This is a genomic window from Duganella sp. AC237 (assembly GCF_979254035.1).
Genome location: NZ_CEEDEW010000003.1, coordinates 1400277 through 1417239, shown reverse-complemented (window position 1 = coordinate 1417239; position 16963 = coordinate 1400277). Strand labels below are relative to the sequence as shown.

Here is a 16963-nt window from a genome sequence, read left to right as displayed (position 1 = left end):
GCCCTGCCACGGCGACACGTAGGGCGGATTAGGCGGAACGCCGTAATCCGCCGTGTTAGCGCCGCCGGTGACTCCGCTATTCAGGTGAAGCGTAAAGAAGTTGGCCAGCTCATTGAACGGAATCAGCTTGGTCCGGTCATACGGATCGACGCAGCAGATTAATCCAGAGGCATATCGGCTTCGGGATAAAGGTTTGGGAAAAGTATGCAGAGCGCGTCCAACGGCAGACCGAAACGCACCGGCCCGTAGGGGGAGTCGCTGACGATCAAGCCGTCGGAAAGTAGCTTCGAGAGCAGTGAGCGGGCGTTGCGCTCCCCCAGGCCGGTCATCTGTGCGAACTCGCCCCGGGAGACCGGCCCAAGCGCAAAAACATGACAGAGCGGAAGGATAGCTTCGCGCCTGATGCGCTTATCCTGTGCGGATCGCAGCGTGACCAGTGCCTCGATCCGCTGCTTTATTCCGTCGAGGGCGAGCATCTTGGCCATGAACGAAACCTGGTCCTCACAAATCCCAAGGAAGTACTGCACCCATTCCAGCAAACCCAGTGCGCTGAGATTTCCGCGCCCATCCAACGCGCCCATTCGTGGAGAGTCCGCATTATGCAGCGCTGCGTAATAAGCTTTGGTCGATCTGGCGAAACCGCGGCTCGGTGACCACAGGCCTGCGGAGAGCTCCCACAGCGCGCAGTGCGTTTGCAGCCGAGCCGCACGTCCATTTCCGTCCAAAAAGGGGTGGACCCAGGCCACGCGATGATGGGCACATGCCGCGCTGATCAGAACACCGTCCCAACTCCGCGATGATCCGTACACGTCGTCCAGCCTCTTTAGAAACGCCGACAGCGATGCCGCAGTGGGGGCGACGTGCATCCCAAGGAGCAACCTCCTCCAGTTGGCGAGTGCTGAGCAACAGAGGCTCGAACTGATGTGGCGAATGGTACATTTCTGCCGCTTTTTTTGCCGCTTTAGTTTTACTGCAACCCTTTGATTATAGGAGTAATTTTAGAAGTTTCCACTATTTTTTGATATTTTTTCTACCGCTTTTTTGCCGCGTCATTTCTTCGTGGTTTTAGCGGATCGCCACCGGATTAACGTTGACCTGCGTCGAGCCGACATACAGCGGCTGGCCCAGCACGAACATGAATTCCCAAGCCTGGTCGCGCACCAGGGCGCGGCTGTCGATCAGCTCCAGATTGTAGATGCCGCGCTTGGCCAGCATGAACTGGTTGACGGGGAACTCTTCTCCGCTCTTGTTCGGATACACCTCCGACCCCCACGTATCGCCGCCGAAGGCGACGATACCCTGGTCGGCCAGCCACTGCGCCGCCTTCATGCCGATGCCCGGTTCCGTTTCGAGGAACTGCTTGTTGTCCTTGCCGATCAGTTCCAGCCAGCCGGTGTTGAACAGCACGACATCGCCCTTGCGCAAGGCGATGCCCTGCCGCTTGAGCACCGCCTGCAGGTCGGCCACGGTGAACTCGGTGCCGCCGGGGACGATCTCCTTGCCGTAGTGCTTGGTCATGTCCAGCACCACGCCGCGCGTGACCATCGGCGGCACCTTCTCGACGCCGAGCTTCTTGACGCCTTCGACGGTGACGAAGTCCGCCGCGCGGTTGCCGTTGTAGTAGACGTTGTCGATGCCGATATGGCCGATGCCGTTGAGCTGCGTGCCGACGCCGGTCCAGGCCACCGCCAGCTCGTCGTTGAAGGTGAACTTGTTCGGTCCCATCGTCAAGCCGGCCTGCTCGCCCGGCTGGATGTTGTAGAGCTTGAAGCTGCGGTGGCGGAAGGCCGGCAAGTCTTTGCTGACCGGTACCGCCAGCGGATAGGTCTTGCCGGTTTTGACCAGCGTCGCGGCCTGACGCACCACTTCCGGCGTCAGCAGGTTGGCGGCGCCGATTTCGTCCTTGGGGCCGTAGGTGGAGGGATACCAGTCGGCTGCGGTAGCGGCGCTTGCCGCCAGCGTGACGGCGGCGGCGAGTGCGATGTGTTTGAGGTCATTCATGGACGTGTCCTTTAAGAGGTGTTTGGAGCGAAACCGGTCGACTTAGTCCCAGGCTGGCGCCAGGCCATCCGGGCTGACTTCACGGCCATTGCGTTCCAGTGCGGCGATGCGCGCCAGGTCGTCGTCGGTCAGGCGCAGATCGCGCGCCAGCAGATTGCTCACCAGGTTCTCGCGCCTGGTCGACGACGGGATCAACGAATAGCCCTGGCCCAGCGCCCACGCCAGCGCGACCTGCGCCGGCGTGGCGCCATGACGTTGCGCGATGTCGTCGATGACAGGGTCCTTCAGTACCTTGCCGTAAGCGAGCGTCATGTACGAGGTGACGTGGATGCCCTGCTCCTGGAGGAAAGCGGTCAGCTGCCGGCTTTGCAGGTAGGGGCTCAATTCGATCTGATTGGTGGCGATCGCCTCCTTTCCCACCGCCGCGATGGCCTCGCGGGTCAGCGCGATGTTGAAGTTGGAGATGCCGATTTGCCCCGTCAGACCTTGCGCCCTGGCCTCGGCCAGCGCTTGCATCGTTTCCGCCAGCGGCACGCCGTTGCCGGGCGCGGGCCAGTGGATCAAAGTCAGGTCGACATGGTCCGTGCGCAGCTTGGCGAGACTGTCCTTCAGGCTCGGAATCAGTTTGTCGGCGGCGTAGTTCGCGGTCCAGATCTTGGTGGTGACGAACAGCTGGTCGCGCGCGACGCCGGACTCCTCGATCGCTTGCCCGACAGCGGCTTCGTTGCCGTAGATTTGCGCGGTGTCGATGGCGCGATACCCTACCTCAAGGGCGCTGCGCACCGAATCGACGGCAACCTGGCCCTGCAGGCGGAAAGTGCCGACGCCGAAAGATGGAATACTCATGTGGATCTCCTTGCGTGATAAATCGAAGACCCGAGTGTGCGCGCTTTATTCTCCTCGAAAAAGCCGCTAATCCGGGAAAGATATTTGATAATATGTAAAATATGAAAACGACCCTCGATGAAATGCAGCTGTTCCTGGCCGTGGTGGACAACGGGTCGATCACGGGCGCCGCGGAGCAGTTGGGCCAGACCACCTCCGCCGCCAGCCGCACGCTCGGCAGGCTGGAGGAAAAGCTCCAAACCACCTTGCTGCGGCGGACCACGCGGCGCATGGAGCTGACCGAGGAGGGGTCGGCCTACCTGGACCGGGTGCGCGAGATCGTAGCGTCGGTGGAGGCGACCGAGGAGCAGATGTCGGTGCGGCGCGATACGCCGGCCGGGCTGCTGCGCGTGGATGCGGCGTCGCCGTTCATGCTGCACGTGGTGGTGCCGCTGGTGCGCGGCTACCGCGAGCGCTATCCGCAGGTGGAATTGGAATTCAACAGCAACGAAGGCATCATCGATCTGCTGGAGCGGCGCACGGATGTCGCCATCCGCATCGGCGCGCTCAAGGACTCGACCTTGCATGCGACGCCGATCGGCAGCAGCAGGATACGGGTGCTGGCCACGCCGGACTATCTGGCGGCGCATGGCACGCCGAGGAAGGCGTCCGACCTGGCGCGCCATGCGCTGCTGGGGTTCAACCAGCCCGAGTCGCTGAACGACTGGCCGCTGCTGGACCACAACGGACAGCAGCTCCACATCCAGCCAACCATCCGCTCGTCGAGCGGCGAGACCTTGCGGCAGCTGGCGCTCGAGGGCGCGGGCATCGTCTGCCTGTCCGACTTCATGACGCGCGAGGACCGAAAAACCAAGCGGTTCAAGCAGGTGTTGGCGCAGCAGACCTTCGAGGTCCGCCAACCGATCAACGCGGTCTACTACCGCAATACCGCCCTGTCGTCGCGCATCAAGTCCTTCGTCGACTACCTGAAGCGCGCCTTGGGCGGCGGCTTCGAGTAGATCACTTCCCTGTAGCGAACAGGTTTTTGTACGCCGAGGGCTGCGAACGCCAATACTGCTTGGGCGCCTTGACCTGCGCGCCAAGCGTAGCGGCCGCGTGCCACGGCCAGCGCGGGTCGTACAGGATGCCGCGCGCCAGCGCCACCAGATCGGCGCTGCCGTCGCGGATCGCCGTCTCGGCCTGTTCCGGCGTGGTGATCATGCCGACGCCGATGACCGGCACCTCGACGTGGCGCTTGATCTCCTGCGCGAACGGCAGCTGGTAGCCCGGCCCCACGTCGATTTTCTGCTGCGCCGACAAGCCGCCGCTCGACACGTGCACATAGGCGCTGCCGCGCGCCACCAGCGCCTTGGAAAAGGCCACGCTTTGCTCGACATCCCATCCGCCCTCGACCCAGTCGGTGGCGGAGATGCGCACGCCGACCGGCTTATCGGCCGGGAAGGCGGCGCGCACGGCGTCGAACACCTCCAGCGGGAAGCGCATGCGGTTCTCCAGCGAGCCGCCATATTGGTCGGTGCGCTGATTCGACAGCGGCGACAGGAACTGGTGCAGCAGATAGCCGTGGGCGGCGTGCACCTCGACCATGTCCAGGCCCAGGCGGGCGGCGCGGCGCGCGGTCTGCGCGAACGCTTCGCGCACGCGCGCCAGGCCGGCGTCGTCCAGCGCCACGGGTGGACGGTCCGTGGCCGCGTACGGCACCGCGGAGGGCGCCTCGGTGGTCCATCCGCCCGCGTCCGCCGTCACTTGCCCGCCGCCGTCCCACGGCGCGGCGCAGGACGCCTTGCGTCCGGCATGCCCGAGCTGCATGCCGACCGGCATGTCCGAGTGCTTGCGGACCGCCTGGAGCACGCGGGCCAGCGCCTGCTCGTTATCGTCGGAATACAAGCCCAGATCGGCCGGCGAAATGCGCGCCTCGGCCGAGACGGCGGTCGCTTCGAGGATCAGCAGGCCGGCGCCGGACAGCGCCAGATTGCCCAAATGAATCAGATGCCAGTCGGTGGCGCTGCCCTGCTCGGCCGAATACTGGCACATCGGCGCAATGACGATGCGGTTGGCCAGCTCCAGCGGCCCGATCTTGATAGGAGAAAAGAGTTTGCTCACGCCGTGCCCTTCGGTAGTGGAGATCCCTCGATTATGTCATGACTGAAAATTTCATCTTCAACCGGCCGACTTCCCGAACGCCGGCCTTGGAAGGGAAGCATCTTGTAGAATCGTGCAATCGGAAAGCGGGGCCCCACTCTCCGATTCAATGTTTTAAACCCCGGCGTTTAAGCCGCTTTCGCCGACGAGGCCGCGCGCGACTTGCGGCGCTTCATCCAGCCGACCATGCCCAGACCGCCGAACATCATTGCGTAGGTCGATGGCTCCGGCACGGCGCTGACGGAGATGTTGTCGACCGCGACGTCATAATCCGTGAAACCGTACATATAGCCGGGAACGTAGGTGGTGAAGACCAGCTCGTCGACGCTGGACAGCACGTCGGCGAAGCTGCGGCCCGGCGGTAGGCCCGGACCGGCGGCATCGTCGGAGGAGCCGTAACCACCCCAGCCGGTCGGCAGAGCAGTCGACGTCGTATCACCGATAGTTACAGAAAGGTGCTGCCAGCCCTTGGTGTAGTCGATGGCGCCCAGGTCGTACCAAACGCTGGTGTAAGGCATGCCCTGCGAGGTGTTGCCGTAGTCGCGCAGTTCGACAACCATGTTGCGCGACACTTCCTGTCCAAAGTAACGGATCGAGTTGGCGATGACGTCGAGGCCGATGGTGACGCTACCAAGTTTGCCGTAATCGCCCAGGTAGGACTGGTTGGTGCTGTTACTGAAGCTGATACCGAAGTTTTCCATCACGGTGTGCAAGGCCGGCGCGCCATTCCCCAGGTTGGGGTTGATGCCGGAACCGCCGTTGCCGTCCATCGGCTGCATGCCTTCCCACCCTTGCGCCCCATTGGAGAAATCGACGAACGAGGAGCTTGGGGCGGCCATCGCCAGGCCGCCGGCCAACGACAACGTCAATGCCATCATTGCTTTATTCAAAGTCATGAGTCTTCCTTTTTATCAGACAGTTAGAGAGATAGCGCTAACACCACACCCACTTTTCCGGTGACCGACGGTTGGCCGGACGCCGGGCTTGAATCACGTCAGAATTAACGTTTTCTTAAGTGGTGTGGGGTCGATTCTGTTGTTGACGACCTCGACTGTCAAAGCTTGCACGAAACTATTTTGTAAGGGAAATGTAACCAAGTTTCTGTGAACATAAGTGACATTCCATCAAGAAACTGTAACAAAAAGTTTCAACAAGCGATTAATAGTATCAACTTCGCTATGAGGAAATATTGGCCGCGGCGAGCAAATTTGTCCGATTGGAAAAACTGAAAATGACACATTTTGTCGATGACTGACTATCTTTGAGAATGTTTCTATTTCGCTACAAGCTGGCTCAATGCTCAGCGTGGTGAATTTGGAGGATCAGGCAAGGTCCAGAGACGATCCGATATGTTCGAGACGTGCCTATTTCCGCATACTGACTCCATCGCATCTCAACCAAAAGGAGCAGAAAATGAATAACCCATCGAAAAAAGTCGTCCTCATCACCGGTGCCAGCAGCGGCATCGGCGAAGCAACCGCCAGGCATTTGGCGGCCCAGGGCATGCACGTGGTGCTGGGCGCGCGCCGCACCGATCGCCTGGAGGCGTTGGCTGTCGAGATCGGCTCGGCGGGCGGCTCGGCCAGCGTGTGCGCGCTCGACGTGACCAATCAGGAAAGCATGCAGCGCTTTGTCGACGCCGCCGTCGACCGCCACGGCCGTGTCGATGTGATCATCAACAACGCCGGCGTGATGCCGCTGTCGAAGCTGGAGGCGCTCAAGGTCGACGAATGGAACCGCATGATCGACGTGAACATTCGCGGCGTGTTGCACGGCATCGCGGCCACCCTGCCGCTGATGCAGAAACAGCGCAGCGGCCAGATCATCAACCTGGCGTCGATCGGCGCCTACACGGTGAGCCCGACGGCGGCCGTCTACTGCGCCACCAAGTTCGCGGTGGCGGCGATTTCCGAGGGCCTGCGGCAGGAGGTGGGCGGCGACATCCGCGTGACGGTGGTGTCGCCGGGCGTGGTGGAGTCCGAACTGGCCGAGTCGATCTCCGACGCCGGCGGGCGCGAGGAAATGCGCGCCTTCCGCCAGGTCTCGATCAAGCCGGAGGCGATCGCCCGCGCGATCCAGTTCGCCATCGACCAGCCGGCCGACGTCGACGTGAGCGAGATCATCGTGCGGCCGACGGCCAGCATGTTCTAAAGCCGGGCTGCTAGATCTTCAGCTGGTTGACGAACCATCTGCCGGCGGGGCCGGGCGGGAACTCCTTCATGTGCAGCGCGTGCATGGAGAAACCCGCCCCGACGGCGGGCTGGCCCTCCAGGCGGATCTCGACCAGCTTGCCGTCGCGCAGCTCCTCCTCCACCATGTGCAGCGGCATATAGCCCCAGCCCAGTCCCGCCCGCAGGAAGGCGTGCTTGGCGCCCAAGTCGCCAAGGCGCCAGGTCTTGGACGACATCACCCCGAAGTTGCGTCCCGCCGTCAGGCTGGAGCGGTCCGTCAGCACCAGTTGCACTTGTTCGGCGGCGACCGCGCGCGGTATCGGCCCCTTGGTGGCCGCCAGCGGATGGCCGGGTGCGACCACGCAGACGGCCGCCACGCTGAGCAGGAATTCCGACGCGCAGCCATCCGGGATGTCCGGCAAGCTGCCGATGACCGCCACCCGGCAGTTGCCGTCCAGCAGAGGCTGCAGCACCGCGCCCAACGCTTCCACATACAGCCGCAGCGGCGTGCCGGGAAAGGCTTGATGAAACGCCTGCACGGCGGCCGTCAGAGTCTCGATCGGAAACATCACATCCACCGCCACCACCAGTTCCGGCTCCAGCCCCTCGGCCAGGGTCCGCGCCCGCGCCTTGAAGGCGTCCATGCTGTCGACCGCCTGCCGCGCCTGCGACAGCAGCGCCCGGCCCGCCTCCGTCAATTGCGGATAGCGGCCGGTGCGCTCGAACAGCGGGAAGCCGACCTGCTGCTCCAGATTGGCAAGGGTGGTGCTGACCACCGACTGCGCCCGGCGCAGCTTGCGCCCGGCGGCCGAAAAACTCCCCTCCTCCGCTGCGGCGATAAAGGTCCGCAGCTGGTCCAGCGACATGGCGTCCAGCATGTATCTACTCCTTGGATACTATACATCTAATTATATAGGCTTCTCAGATGGGTCGGCGATATCTATGATTCATCCCATGCACTGACATGTGCCGCAAACAAAACAAGGGAGCCGTACCATGAACCAGTCAATTCAACGCGCTTTGATTCACCGCACCGCCGGCCGCAGCCGCGGCGGCATCACCCGCCTGGTGAGCCCTGGCGATGTCGGCCAGCTGATCAAGCCCTTCGTCTTCCTCGACCTGTTCCATATGGAAGCGACGAGCGGCCACATGATGGGCATGCACCCGCATTCGGGCATCGCCACCGTCACGGTGGTCATGGACGGCGCCATCCAGTACCGCGAAACCACCGGCAGCGAAGGCCAGTTGACGGCCGGCGGTGTCGAATGGATGAACGCCGGCGGCGGCGTCTGGCACGACGGCGGCCCGGTGGCCGGCGCCAGCGTGACCGGCTTCCAGCTGTGGCTCGCACTGTCGTCCGAAGATGAAAACGGCCCGGCACACAGCCAGTACCTGGCGCCCGAGCAGGTGCAAAGCGTGGGTCCGGCGCGCGTGATCATCGGCAGCTATGGTGGCGCCGTCAGTGCCATCCGGCCGCGCGCCTCGATCAATTATCTGCATGTGAAATTGGCCGATGGCGAGCGCTGGACCTACACGCCGCCCGCCGGCCATGACGTGGCCTGGGCATCGGTCGCCAGCGGCGCGCTGCGCACCGGCCGCACCACGATCGGCAAGGAGGTCGCGGTGTTCGCCGAAGGGAACGAGGCGATTGATTTCGTCGCCGAAGGCGCCACCGAATTCGTTCTCGGTTCGGCCGTGAAGCATCCGTATGACCTGGTGACCGGCTACTACTCGGTGCACACCAGCGAGGCCGCTCTGGCCAAGGGCGAGGACGAAATTGAACGTATCGGCGCGCAGCTGCGCTCCGCGAAATTGATGTAAGCCGTGCAGTAAAAACTTAATTAAACCTCGAAAGGAAATACCATGAACACCATCAATCCAAACACCTCCGTCATTCCTGTCATCGGCCGCGTACTGCTGGCGGCGATCTTTATCCTGAGCGGCTTCGGCAAGCTGGCCGCGCCCGCCGCGACGATGGGTTACATCGCTTCGACCGGCCTCCCGTTCGCGCCGCTGGCACTGGCGATCTCCATCGGCGTTGAACTGGGCGGCGGCCTGCTGCTGGTCCTGGGTGTCAAGACGCGCCTTGTGGCGGCGGGGCTGGCGGTGTTCTCGATCGTCACCGGCCTGGCCTTCCACAACGCGGTGGGCGACCAGAATCAAATGATCCATCTGCTGAAAAACTTCGCGATGGCCGGTGGTTTGCTGCAAGTGGTGGCGTTCGGCGCCGGCGCGTACAGCTTCGATAACCGGTCGAAGGCGCTGGTCCCTGCGACCCGCTAAGCCTTGATGAATAAAGCCTGCAACTCACCATACGGCATCGCCTTGTCCATCAAAGGACCGGCGGTGCCGGTGGCCAGAAAACCCTTCGCCATGTCGGCGGCAACGGCCCACAAGGCCTGCGGTATGCCGGAACCGGCACTCAAGCGGCACACACCCAGCTGATGCAATTCGTCGGCGGACGGCACGCCCGGCCAGTCCATCACATTCACCGGCAGCCCTGCGCCTGCAACGACGGCCTTGATCTCGTCGACCTTGCAGATACCCGGCACGAACAGACCATCCGCACCAGCGGCCTTATAGATCGCGGCGCGCTTCAACACCTCCGCCACACGCTCCCCTTCCGGCGCCAGCCCTTTCAGATACACGTCGGTACGGGTATTGATGAAGAGTTCCTTGCCCGATGCCGCAACCGCCTTCTTGATCGCGACGATCTTCGCGGCCAGCGCCTCGGGCGCGCCATGGCCATCCTCCAGATTGATGCCCGCCACACCGGCATGGACCAGCTTCATCACATTTTGCGCCACGGTGTTCGCATCATCCGAGTAGCCGTTTTCCAGGTCGACCGACAACGGCACCGTCAGCACGCGCGCCATGTTGATGGCGACGGCAATGGCCACGTCGGCCGGCATGTTGTCGCCATCGGCGTAACCGGCGGCCCATGCCACACCGGCGCTGGTGGTGGCGAGGGCCGGCGCGCCGAGGCTCTCGAACAAGCGCGCACTGCCAGCATCCCAGGCGTTGGGCAGGCGCAGCAGCTGGCTACCGTCGTGCAGTTTCTTGAAATCGTTCATGGTCGCTCCGTTAAAAAAGACTGGCTTGTAAGGTGGTCAGGCTGGAAAAACTGTCCTTCATCGGCAGCAGGATCGAATCGGCGATCGGCTGCAACTGCTTGGTCAGATAATGGTCGTAGTCGATATTCGAGCGCATCGCCTCCAGCGGCTCGGGTCCGCCGGTGGTCATCACGTAGCTGATCCAGCCGCCGTTCTGATAACGCAGCGGGCGCCGATGCGACTGGTTGTATTCATCGGCCAGGCGCGCGGCGCGCACCTGCGGGGGCACGTTGACCTTGTACTCGTCCAGCCGGTGGCGCAGTCGCTTGCGGTACACCAGCAGCTCGTCGAAATCACCGGACACCGTCTTGCGCGCGTAGTCGCGCACGAAGTCCTGATAAGGCTCGTCCTTGAAGATGCGCAGGAACAGCCCTTTCTGGAACTGCTGCGCCAACGGCGTCCAGTCGCTGCGCGCCACTTCCAGTCCGCGATAAATCACTTCTTCCTCGCCCTTGGCGTTGACCGTCAGCCCGGCGTAGCGCTTCTTGCTGCCCATTTCCGTGCCGCGTATCGTCGGCATGAAAAACTTCTGGAAGTGCGTGTCGAACTCGATCTCGAGATGGCATTCCAGGCCATGCTTATCCTTCAACATGCTGCGCCACCAGGCGTTGATCTTGTTCGCAAGCTGCTGGCCGATGTCCAGCGCGTCGGCGTTCTTGTACTCTTTTTTAAGCCAGATGAAGATCGAATCGGTGTCGCCGTAGATGACGTCGTAGCCTTCCGCCTCGACCAGCTCGCGGGTCTGTTTCATCATCTGGTGTCCGCGCAAGGTGACAGAGGAGACCAGGCGAGGATTGAAGAAACGGCATTCGGTCGCGCCCAGCACGCCGCAGAAGGAATTCATCAGCAGCTTGAGCGCCTGCGACAGCGGCTCGTTCTTCGCCCGCTTGGCGGCGTCGCGCTGCTTCCAGATTTGCGTGGTGATCTCGGGCAGGCAATGCTTCTCGCGCGAAAACACCGTGCCGTTGACGCCCTCCACGATCGACGCCGGATCTTCGGCGATCTCGCCCTCGATCAGGCCGACCGGATCGACCAGGAAGGTGCGGATGATCGACGGGTACAGGCTTTTGTAGTCCAGCACCACCACCGAGTCGTACAGGCCAGGTTTGGAATCCATGACGAAGCCGCCCGGCGACGCGCCGCCGGAGATATCGCCCACGCTCGGCGCCACATAGCCTTCGCGGTGCATGCGCGGCAGATAGTGGTGGCCGAAGGCGGCGATCGAGCCGCCCAGATGATCGGCCTGCAAACCGGTCACCGTCGCGCGCTCGATCATGAAGGCCAGCAGATTGGCTTTGTCGAAGATGCGCGTGACCAGTTCGCAGTCCTTCAGGTTGTAATGGGCCAGCGCCGGCTTGTCTTCCTGGAAGCGGCGTTCGATTTCCGCCATCTTGTCGTAGACGTCGCCGATGTCCTTGCCCTCGCCCAGCATCGCCTGCGACACGTTCTCCAGGCTAAAGGAGGGGAACATCCACGACGCCGCCTTGAGCGCGTCGATGCCATCGAGGACGACGCGGCCGACCACCGGCGCAAACATGTATCCCTGCTTGCCGGGATGCTCGCGCCATTCGATGGTCTTGCCCTCGCGGCCCAGGGTCAGCGCGATCTTGTGCTTGTCGGCGTTCTTCTGCAGCACGCGCAGGTCGAACTGCACCACGTTCCAGCCCACCAGCACATCGGGGTCGTGGCGCGCCATCCAGGCGTTGAGCCTTTCGATCAGCTGGCGCGGCGTGGCGCAGTATTCCAGATCGAAGTCTATCCCGGCTGGCGCCTCGGCGGGCGGCGCGCCTAGCATGTACACCTGGCGCTGGCCGCAGCCTTCGAGCGCGATCGAATACAGGTCCTCGTAGGCACTGGTTTCGATATCGAGCGATACCATCTTGAGCTTGGGGCGGTAGTCGGGAGCAGGTTTAAGTTTGCAATCGCGGATGGTGGCACCGTCGACGCGGCCGCCCTCCACCTGCACGCCGGCCGTGATAAAGCGCTCCATCAGATAGCGCTCGGGCGGGCGGATATCGGCCTCGTACATCTTGATGCCGTGGTCGCGCAGCGTACGCTCCAGCGCCATCAGTTGTTTGTAGCGGGACGAGTAGACGCCGAGGACCGGCTCCTGCTCGAAGGTCTTGAGCTTTAGCTCGCGCAGCTCGATGCCATCCGACTTGTCCAGCAGCGCCTCGATGGCCGAGCGCTCCCGCGCCTCGGCGAAGGCCACCGAGGTCTGCATCGTCAGGCGGATTTTCCTGGGGCCGTCGTCGGTCGCCAGCCAAAACTCGATCTCCGTCCCATTGGGCGCGTCGCGCCAATGGCGGGTCAGGATAAATCCTTGCTGTGAAGGTGGATCTGCGGGGGTAGGCATACTTAATTATACTGTATGCTCATACAGTCAACATCAGGCGATACGATCGTGATTTAGCGGTACGTCACGGCGTCGGGCCGCCCGGGTTGCTCAAGGTGCGAATAATTGTTCAGATAACTCAGACCGAATTCGCCCGGACGGTGCAGCAGCCGGGTGACGGCGCAATTGGCCACCTTCCACGTCATCTCCATCACCTGAAAATCCTGAAACCCCAGCACATGCTGGATCACCGTCGCGATCACGCCGCTGGAGGTAAAAACGATGGTGGTACGCTTGCTGTCCGGCGTATCGAGCCGCTCCAGCGCGGACACCACGCGGCGGCGGAAATCCGGCCAGGCTTCGACGTATTGGTCGTCGTGCCACCCCGTCATCCAGCGTTGCATGGCGCCCCGGAACAACTGCTCCGCCGCCCGCTGCGGGTCGGCTGAACGGGACAGCAATTGCTGGAAGGCGGCGGGATCGGCGAATTCCGGACAATGCCGCAGCATCACCTCATGATGATCGAATTCGGCGAAGCCCGCGTCGGTCAGGCAGTCGGCGCCCTCCACCTGCGGCTTGGTGAGCTCCGCCATGCAGGCGTCGGCGGTCTGGTGGTGCCGCGCCATGCCGCCGGTGATCATACGGTGGAACGGCTGCGCGCTTTTGGCGAACCACTTTCCCAGCAGGCGCGCCTGCTCGTAGCCCATGTCCGACAGCTGATCGTAATTGGCGCTGCCGAAGGATGCTTGTCCGCTGCGCACCAGGTAAATTTGTCCCATATATTCTTGGAGTCCTAGTTCAAGAGTGCTGTCAGCAGCCCGCGTTGCCGCCGGCGGCGAGCGCGCGCACGGCCTTGGAGATATCGGCGCCGATGCGCACGACGGCGCGGCGATGGCCCGCCACCAGCGCGTCGTTGCCCGGACCGACGTCCTCGTTGGCGACGCTGCGGCAGGTGAGCACCTTGGTGCCGCCCACCAGCCGCACGCTCCACACCGCATCGATCAGCGCGTACTTGCCGGGCGCCGATTCGAAGCGCTGCACGTTGGTGCTGATGCGGTAGACCGGCGTGCCGTCCGGCGAGGGCGTACGGAACACGTCGATGGTACCCAGCTCGCCGGAAATCGCCAGCGACAGCGCCTGCCCGATCTCCGCGGCCGGAGGCGACGCCCAGCGTTCGTACTCCAGCAGATCGATGCTGCCGGCGCCCGTCGTGACCACCATCTGGTTGCGCGCGACCTGCTGCGGCACCGTCACCGCCGGCACTTCGATGTAGTAGCCGGCGGACGGCGTGTCAGCCTTCTGCGCCACGCCCATGCCGTTACTAAGACTGTAGAAATGCTCGGGCGGCGTGCTGGCGCAGCCGGCCAACGCCAGCGCAAGCGCCGCCGCCGATATCGCCAGGGCCGACCGAGTCAGGCGGGTGCATCGATTGATCGTCTGCGTCATTTCTTCTCTCCCAGTTTATCCTGCTTGCTGCCTTTGCCACGCAACAACGATTCCGGATGGCGTTCCAGATAATCGGACAGCGCGTTCAGCGATTGCATCGTCTGCGTCAGCTGCTGCAAGGCCTCGCGCAAATCGGACTGCACCGGCGAGTCCTTTTGCAATATCTGGTCGGCGGTGCTGAAGGTCTTGCGCGCCGCGCCCAGGGTGTCCTTCATTTCCGGCACCACCTGCGCATCGAGCTGCTTCAGCAGCACGTTGGCGCTCTTCAGCGTATCGCGCAGATTGACGCCGATCTCGTCGAACGGCACCTTATCGAGCTTGCGCGCGACGCTGGCGAGCTGCGTTTGCAGTTCGTCCAGGCTGTTCGGGACCGTCGGCAATTCCACCGTCTCCTTGCTCATATCCAGCTTGACCGGCGCGGCGTTCGGGAAGAAGTCCAGCGCCACGTACAACTGGCCGGTCAGCAGATTGCCGGTGCGTAGCTGGCCGCGCAAGCCGCGCGCCACCATCCGCTCCAGCACCTGCGAGCCGGCGCTATTGCGCTGATCCTCGTCGACGGTTTTCTGGAAGGCGCGCCCCAGGCGTGCCGGATACATATCCACCGTCACCGGCATGCGGAACGACTTCTTGACCGGATCGAACTCCACGCCCACCGACCGGACCTCGCCCAGCACAATGCCGCGGAAGTCCACCGTGGCGCCCTGCGACAGGCCGCGCAGCGACTGGTCGAAGTACAGCACCGTGGTGATCGGCGCGCCATCGGGCTCGCGCAGTGCGCTGGCCTGGTCGGCCGCCAGCAGGAATTCGCTGCCGGTCGGCGCCGCGGCGGCGGGCTTTTGCCCGTTCATGCTCTCGAAGGCGATGCCGCCGACCAGCAAGGCCGCCAGCGACTGCGTGTTGACCTTGAAGCCGTTGGAATCGAGCCGCACGTCGACGCCGCTGGCATGCCACCAGCGCGTGCCCTTGCCGACGTACTGGTCGTAGGGCGACTTGACGAACACCTTCATGTTGATGCCGCGCCCCTTCGCCTCCAGATCGTAGGCCGCGACCTGCCCGACCGGGATGCGGCGATAGAAGATCGGCGAACCGACGTCGATCGAACCGAGGGTCTCGCCGTGCAGCGTGAAATAGCTGCCCTTCTCGTCGAACGCCACTTGCGGCGCCTGTTCAAGGCCGGTGAATTCGCTCTTGGTCTCCTCCGACTTGCCGGCGTCGACGCCGATGTAGGACCCTGACAGCAGGGTATTGAGTCCTGACACCCCGCTGGCGCCAATGCGCGGGCGCACCACCCAGTAACGGGTATCGATGGCGGTAAAGCGCGCCGCCTCCTTGCTCATGTCGATGGTGACCAGCACCTTGGTCAGATCGGGCGCCAGCGAAATCGACTTCACCAGGCCGATGTCCACATCCTTGAACTTGACCTTGGTCTTGCCGGGTTCCAGGCCGTCACCGCTGCGGAAGCTCACCGTCACGGTGGGTCCCCGGTCGATGAAGGACTTGACCACCAGGCCGGCGCCGATCAACGCCGCCAGCAAGGGAATCAGCCATACCAGCGAAGGCAGCCAGCTGCTGGCCTTCTCCACATGGGGCTCGTGCAGCGGCGGCTGGCCGCCTTCGTTTTCAGGCATGTTTTTCTCCATTTGAATCGGTTGCATCCCATATCAGGCGCGGGTCGAACTGCATCGACGCCAGCATCGTCAGCACCACCACCGCGCAAAACGCCAGCGCGCCGGGTCCGGCGGTGATCACCGCCAGCGTCTGGAAGCGCACCAGCGCCACCGTCAGCGTGATGACGAAAATATCGAGCATCGACCAGCGGCCGACGAATTCCACGATCCGGTACAGCACCGTGCGTTGCTGCGGACGCCAGCGCGAGCGGGTCTGCGCCGTCAGCGCCAGCAGCGACAGCGCGGCCAATTTCAGCACCGGCACCACGATACTGGCGATGAAAATGATGATCGCCAGCGCCTGCGAGCCGCTGTTCCAGAACAGCATGACGCCGCTGATGATGGTATCGTCTTCTTTGCCGAACAGCGAGTCGGTGTACATCACCGGCAGCAGCATGGCGGGGATGTACAGAATCGTGGCCGCCAGCAGAAAAGCCCACGTGCGGCCGACGCTGTCGGGACGGCGCCGGTGCAGCGCCGCGCCGCAACGCTCGCAGCGCTGATGGCGCGCCTTGCGCGGCACCGACGCCACCAGGCCGCAGCTGTGACAGGCCTCGAGGTGGGCGCCGCCGGGCGCCGCCTTGTAATGGAACTGACGTTGCGACGCGCGCGGGCCGCCGGGACCCGGCAAATGCTCGCCGATATTCCACAGGTGTTTGGGATCGAAGGAGACCACGATGGCCAACATCAACGTCAGCGCGCCAAAGGCGAACAGGCCCGGTTGCAGCAAAACCTGCGCGAGGCTGGTCATCTTGACGATGGTGATCAGGATACCGATCATCAGCACCTCGGTCATGCCCCAGCGCCGGGCCGCGCCGATGGCGCGCAGCAGATGGTCGAAGCCGGGAGGACGGCGGCCGGCACGCAGCGCCATCGTCACATAGAACAGCGCCCCCAGCTCCACCGCCGGCAGCAGCATCGTAAACAGGAACACCACCGCCGCCACCAGCTGCATCTGCTCGTGCCAAAGCACGCGGATGGAACCGAGCAAAGTCGCGCTGGTGCTATAGCCGCCGATTTGCAGTTCGACGATGGGGAAGAACTGCGCGATCAGGAAGGTAACGATGGCGCCGAGGGTGATGGCGGCCATGCGGTTGGGGTCCGAATGGATGCCGCGATAGAGAACGGAGCCGCAGCGCACGCAGCGCGCCTTTTCGCGCGGCCGCACGGGGCGGTACTGGTGCAGCACCCCGCAGTCATGGCAACTGATTAACTCGTATCGCAGCACAGGCTAGCCGTATGGAC

At 63.3% G+C, this 16963-nt stretch carries 16 protein-coding genes; 4 read left to right on the top strand and 12 right to left on the bottom strand.

What is annotated here, in order from left to right; genetic code table 11:
* Positions 1-158: 158 nt before the first annotated feature.
* From AC0IYS_RS06765 to dkgB, 3 genes are all read right to left on the bottom strand, one after another.
* Entirely contained in the window at positions 159-866 is a 708-nt protein-coding gene (locus AC0IYS_RS06765; RefSeq protein ID WP_471704453.1) for a Fic family protein, read from the bottom strand.
* A gap of 199 nt (positions 867-1065) precedes the next feature.
* The gene (locus tag AC0IYS_RS06760) at positions 1066-2001 is read right to left on the bottom strand and encodes a cyclase family protein (RefSeq protein ID WP_471704452.1); all 936 of its coding nucleotides are present in this window, start codon (positions 1999-2001) and stop codon (positions 1066-1068) included.
* A 42-nt stretch (positions 2002-2043) separates the two neighbouring features.
* Positions 2044-2847: a 2,5-didehydrogluconate reductase DkgB gene (dkgB, locus tag AC0IYS_RS06755; protein WP_471704451.1), complete on the bottom strand. Its 804-nt coding sequence runs from the start codon at positions 2845-2847 to the stop codon at positions 2044-2046.
* 101 nt (positions 2848-2948) lie between these two features.
* On the opposite strand from dkgB, the gene AC0IYS_RS06750 reads away from it, so the two are divergent.
* The gene (locus AC0IYS_RS06750) at positions 2949-3845 is read left to right on the top strand and encodes a LysR substrate-binding domain-containing protein (protein ID WP_471704450.1); all 897 of its coding nucleotides are present in this window, start codon (positions 2949-2951) and stop codon (positions 3843-3845) included.
* Between the two features lies 1 nt (position 3846).
* Here the strand turns inward: AC0IYS_RS06750 and AC0IYS_RS06745 are convergent, their stop codons facing one another.
* Both AC0IYS_RS06745 and AC0IYS_RS06740 read right to left on the bottom strand, forming a co-directional pair.
* On the bottom strand, positions 3847-4947 hold the full coding sequence (locus AC0IYS_RS06745) for an NADH:flavin oxidoreductase/NADH oxidase (RefSeq protein WP_471704449.1): 1101 nt from the start codon (positions 4945-4947) through the stop codon (positions 3847-3849).
* A 167-nt stretch (positions 4948-5114) separates the two neighbouring features.
* Positions 5115-5882, bottom strand: a complete 768-nt coding sequence (locus AC0IYS_RS06740) for a PEP-CTERM sorting domain-containing protein (protein WP_471704448.1) — start codon at positions 5880-5882, stop codon at positions 5115-5117.
* A 517-nt stretch (positions 5883-6399) separates the two neighbouring features.
* On the opposite strand from AC0IYS_RS06740, the gene AC0IYS_RS06735 reads away from it, so the two are divergent.
* On the top strand, positions 6400-7137 hold the full coding sequence (locus AC0IYS_RS06735; protein ID WP_471704447.1) for an SDR family oxidoreductase: 738 nt from the start codon (positions 6400-6402) through the stop codon (positions 7135-7137).
* 10 nt (positions 7138-7147) lie between these two features.
* Here the strand turns inward: AC0IYS_RS06735 and AC0IYS_RS06730 are convergent, their stop codons facing one another.
* Complete coding sequence (locus AC0IYS_RS06730; protein ID WP_471704446.1) at positions 7148-8035, bottom strand: LysR family transcriptional regulator; 888 nt, start codon at positions 8033-8035, stop codon at positions 7148-7150.
* A 118-nt stretch (positions 8036-8153) separates the two neighbouring features.
* Between AC0IYS_RS06730 and AC0IYS_RS06725 the strand changes: the two genes are divergently transcribed.
* Both AC0IYS_RS06725 and AC0IYS_RS06720 read left to right on the top strand, forming a co-directional pair.
* Positions 8154-8978 (top strand): pirin family protein, encoded by an 825-nt coding sequence (locus AC0IYS_RS06725; RefSeq protein ID WP_471704445.1) that lies wholly within the window; start codon positions 8154-8156, stop codon positions 8976-8978.
* A gap of 42 nt (positions 8979-9020) precedes the next feature.
* Positions 9021-9440 (top strand): DoxX family protein, encoded by a 420-nt coding sequence (locus AC0IYS_RS06720; RefSeq protein WP_471704444.1) that lies wholly within the window; start codon positions 9021-9023, stop codon positions 9438-9440.
* Here the strand turns inward: AC0IYS_RS06720 and AC0IYS_RS06715 are convergent.
* From AC0IYS_RS06715 to AC0IYS_RS06690, 6 genes are read right to left on the bottom strand one after another with little or no spacing between them, the layout of a single operon-like run.
* Positions 9437-10231 (bottom strand): isocitrate lyase/PEP mutase family protein, encoded by a 795-nt coding sequence (locus tag AC0IYS_RS06715; protein ID WP_471704443.1) that lies wholly within the window; start codon positions 10229-10231, stop codon positions 9437-9439. The two genes, AC0IYS_RS06720 and AC0IYS_RS06715, sit on opposite strands and share 4 nt — an antisense overlap.
* Positions 10232-10241: 10 nt before the next feature.
* Positions 10242-12626: a DNA polymerase II gene (locus tag AC0IYS_RS06710; protein ID WP_471704442.1), complete on the bottom strand. Its 2385-nt coding sequence runs from the start codon at positions 12624-12626 to the stop codon at positions 10242-10244.
* A gap of 53 nt (positions 12627-12679) precedes the next feature.
* The gene (locus AC0IYS_RS06705) at positions 12680-13384 is read right to left on the bottom strand and encodes a histidine phosphatase family protein (RefSeq protein ID WP_471704441.1); all 705 of its coding nucleotides are present in this window, start codon (positions 13382-13384) and stop codon (positions 12680-12682) included.
* A gap of 31 nt (positions 13385-13415) precedes the next feature.
* Positions 13416-14051 (bottom strand): PqiC family protein, encoded by a 636-nt coding sequence (locus AC0IYS_RS06700; RefSeq protein ID WP_471704440.1) that lies wholly within the window; start codon positions 14049-14051, stop codon positions 13416-13418.
* Complete coding sequence (locus AC0IYS_RS06695) at positions 14048-15679, bottom strand: PqiB family protein (RefSeq protein ID WP_471704439.1); 1632 nt, start codon at positions 15677-15679, stop codon at positions 14048-14050. The genes AC0IYS_RS06700 and AC0IYS_RS06695 overlap by 4 nt, the downstream gene beginning before the upstream one ends.
* Positions 15672-16946 (bottom strand): paraquat-inducible protein A, encoded by a 1275-nt coding sequence (locus AC0IYS_RS06690; RefSeq protein WP_471704438.1) that lies wholly within the window; start codon positions 16944-16946, stop codon positions 15672-15674. Before AC0IYS_RS06690 ends, AC0IYS_RS06695 begins: the two co-directional genes overlap by 8 nt.
* Positions 16947-16963: the final 17 nt, after the last annotated feature.

Bases quoted from the DNA above. Each gene is read 5' to 3' on its own strand.
- AC0IYS_RS06765 (WP_471704453.1), bottom strand. From the start codon at position 866: ATGCACGTCGCCCCCACTGCGGCATCGCTGTCGGCGTTTCTAAAGAGG.
- AC0IYS_RS06760 (WP_471704452.1), bottom strand. From the start codon at position 2,001: ATGAATGACCTCAAACACATCGCACTCGCCGCCGCCGTCACGCTGGCG.
- dkgB (WP_471704451.1), bottom strand. From the start codon at position 2,847: ATGAGTATTCCATCTTTCGGCGTCGGCACTTTCCGCCTGCAGGGCCAG.
- AC0IYS_RS06750 (WP_471704450.1), top strand. From the start codon at position 2,949: ATGAAAACGACCCTCGATGAAATGCAGCTGTTCCTGGCCGTGGTGGAC.
- AC0IYS_RS06740 (WP_471704448.1), bottom strand. From the start codon at position 5,882: ATGACTTTGAATAAAGCAATGATGGCATTGACGTTGTCGTTGGCCGGC.
- AC0IYS_RS06735 (WP_471704447.1), top strand. From the start codon at position 6,400: ATGAATAACCCATCGAAAAAAGTCGTCCTCATCACCGGTGCCAGCAGC.
- AC0IYS_RS06730 (WP_471704446.1), bottom strand. From the start codon at position 8,035: ATGCTGGACGCCATGTCGCTGGACCAGCTGCGGACCTTTATCGCCGCA.
- AC0IYS_RS06725 (WP_471704445.1), top strand. From the start codon at position 8,154: ATGAACCAGTCAATTCAACGCGCTTTGATTCACCGCACCGCCGGCCGC.
- AC0IYS_RS06720 (WP_471704444.1), top strand. From the start codon at position 9,021: ATGAACACCATCAATCCAAACACCTCCGTCATTCCTGTCATCGGCCGC.
- AC0IYS_RS06715 (WP_471704443.1), bottom strand. From the start codon at position 10,231: ATGAACGATTTCAAGAAACTGCACGACGGTAGCCAGCTGCTGCGCCTG.
- AC0IYS_RS06710 (WP_471704442.1), bottom strand. From the start codon at position 12,626: ATGCCTACCCCCGCAGATCCACCTTCACAGCAAGGATTTATCCTGACC.
- AC0IYS_RS06705 (WP_471704441.1), bottom strand. From the start codon at position 13,384: ATGGGACAAATTTACCTGGTGCGCAGCGGACAAGCATCCTTCGGCAGC.
- AC0IYS_RS06700 (WP_471704440.1), bottom strand. From the start codon at position 14,051: ATGACGCAGACGATCAATCGATGCACCCGCCTGACTCGGTCGGCCCTG.
- AC0IYS_RS06695 (WP_471704439.1), bottom strand. From the start codon at position 15,679: ATGCCTGAAAACGAAGGCGGCCAGCCGCCGCTGCACGAGCCCCATGTG.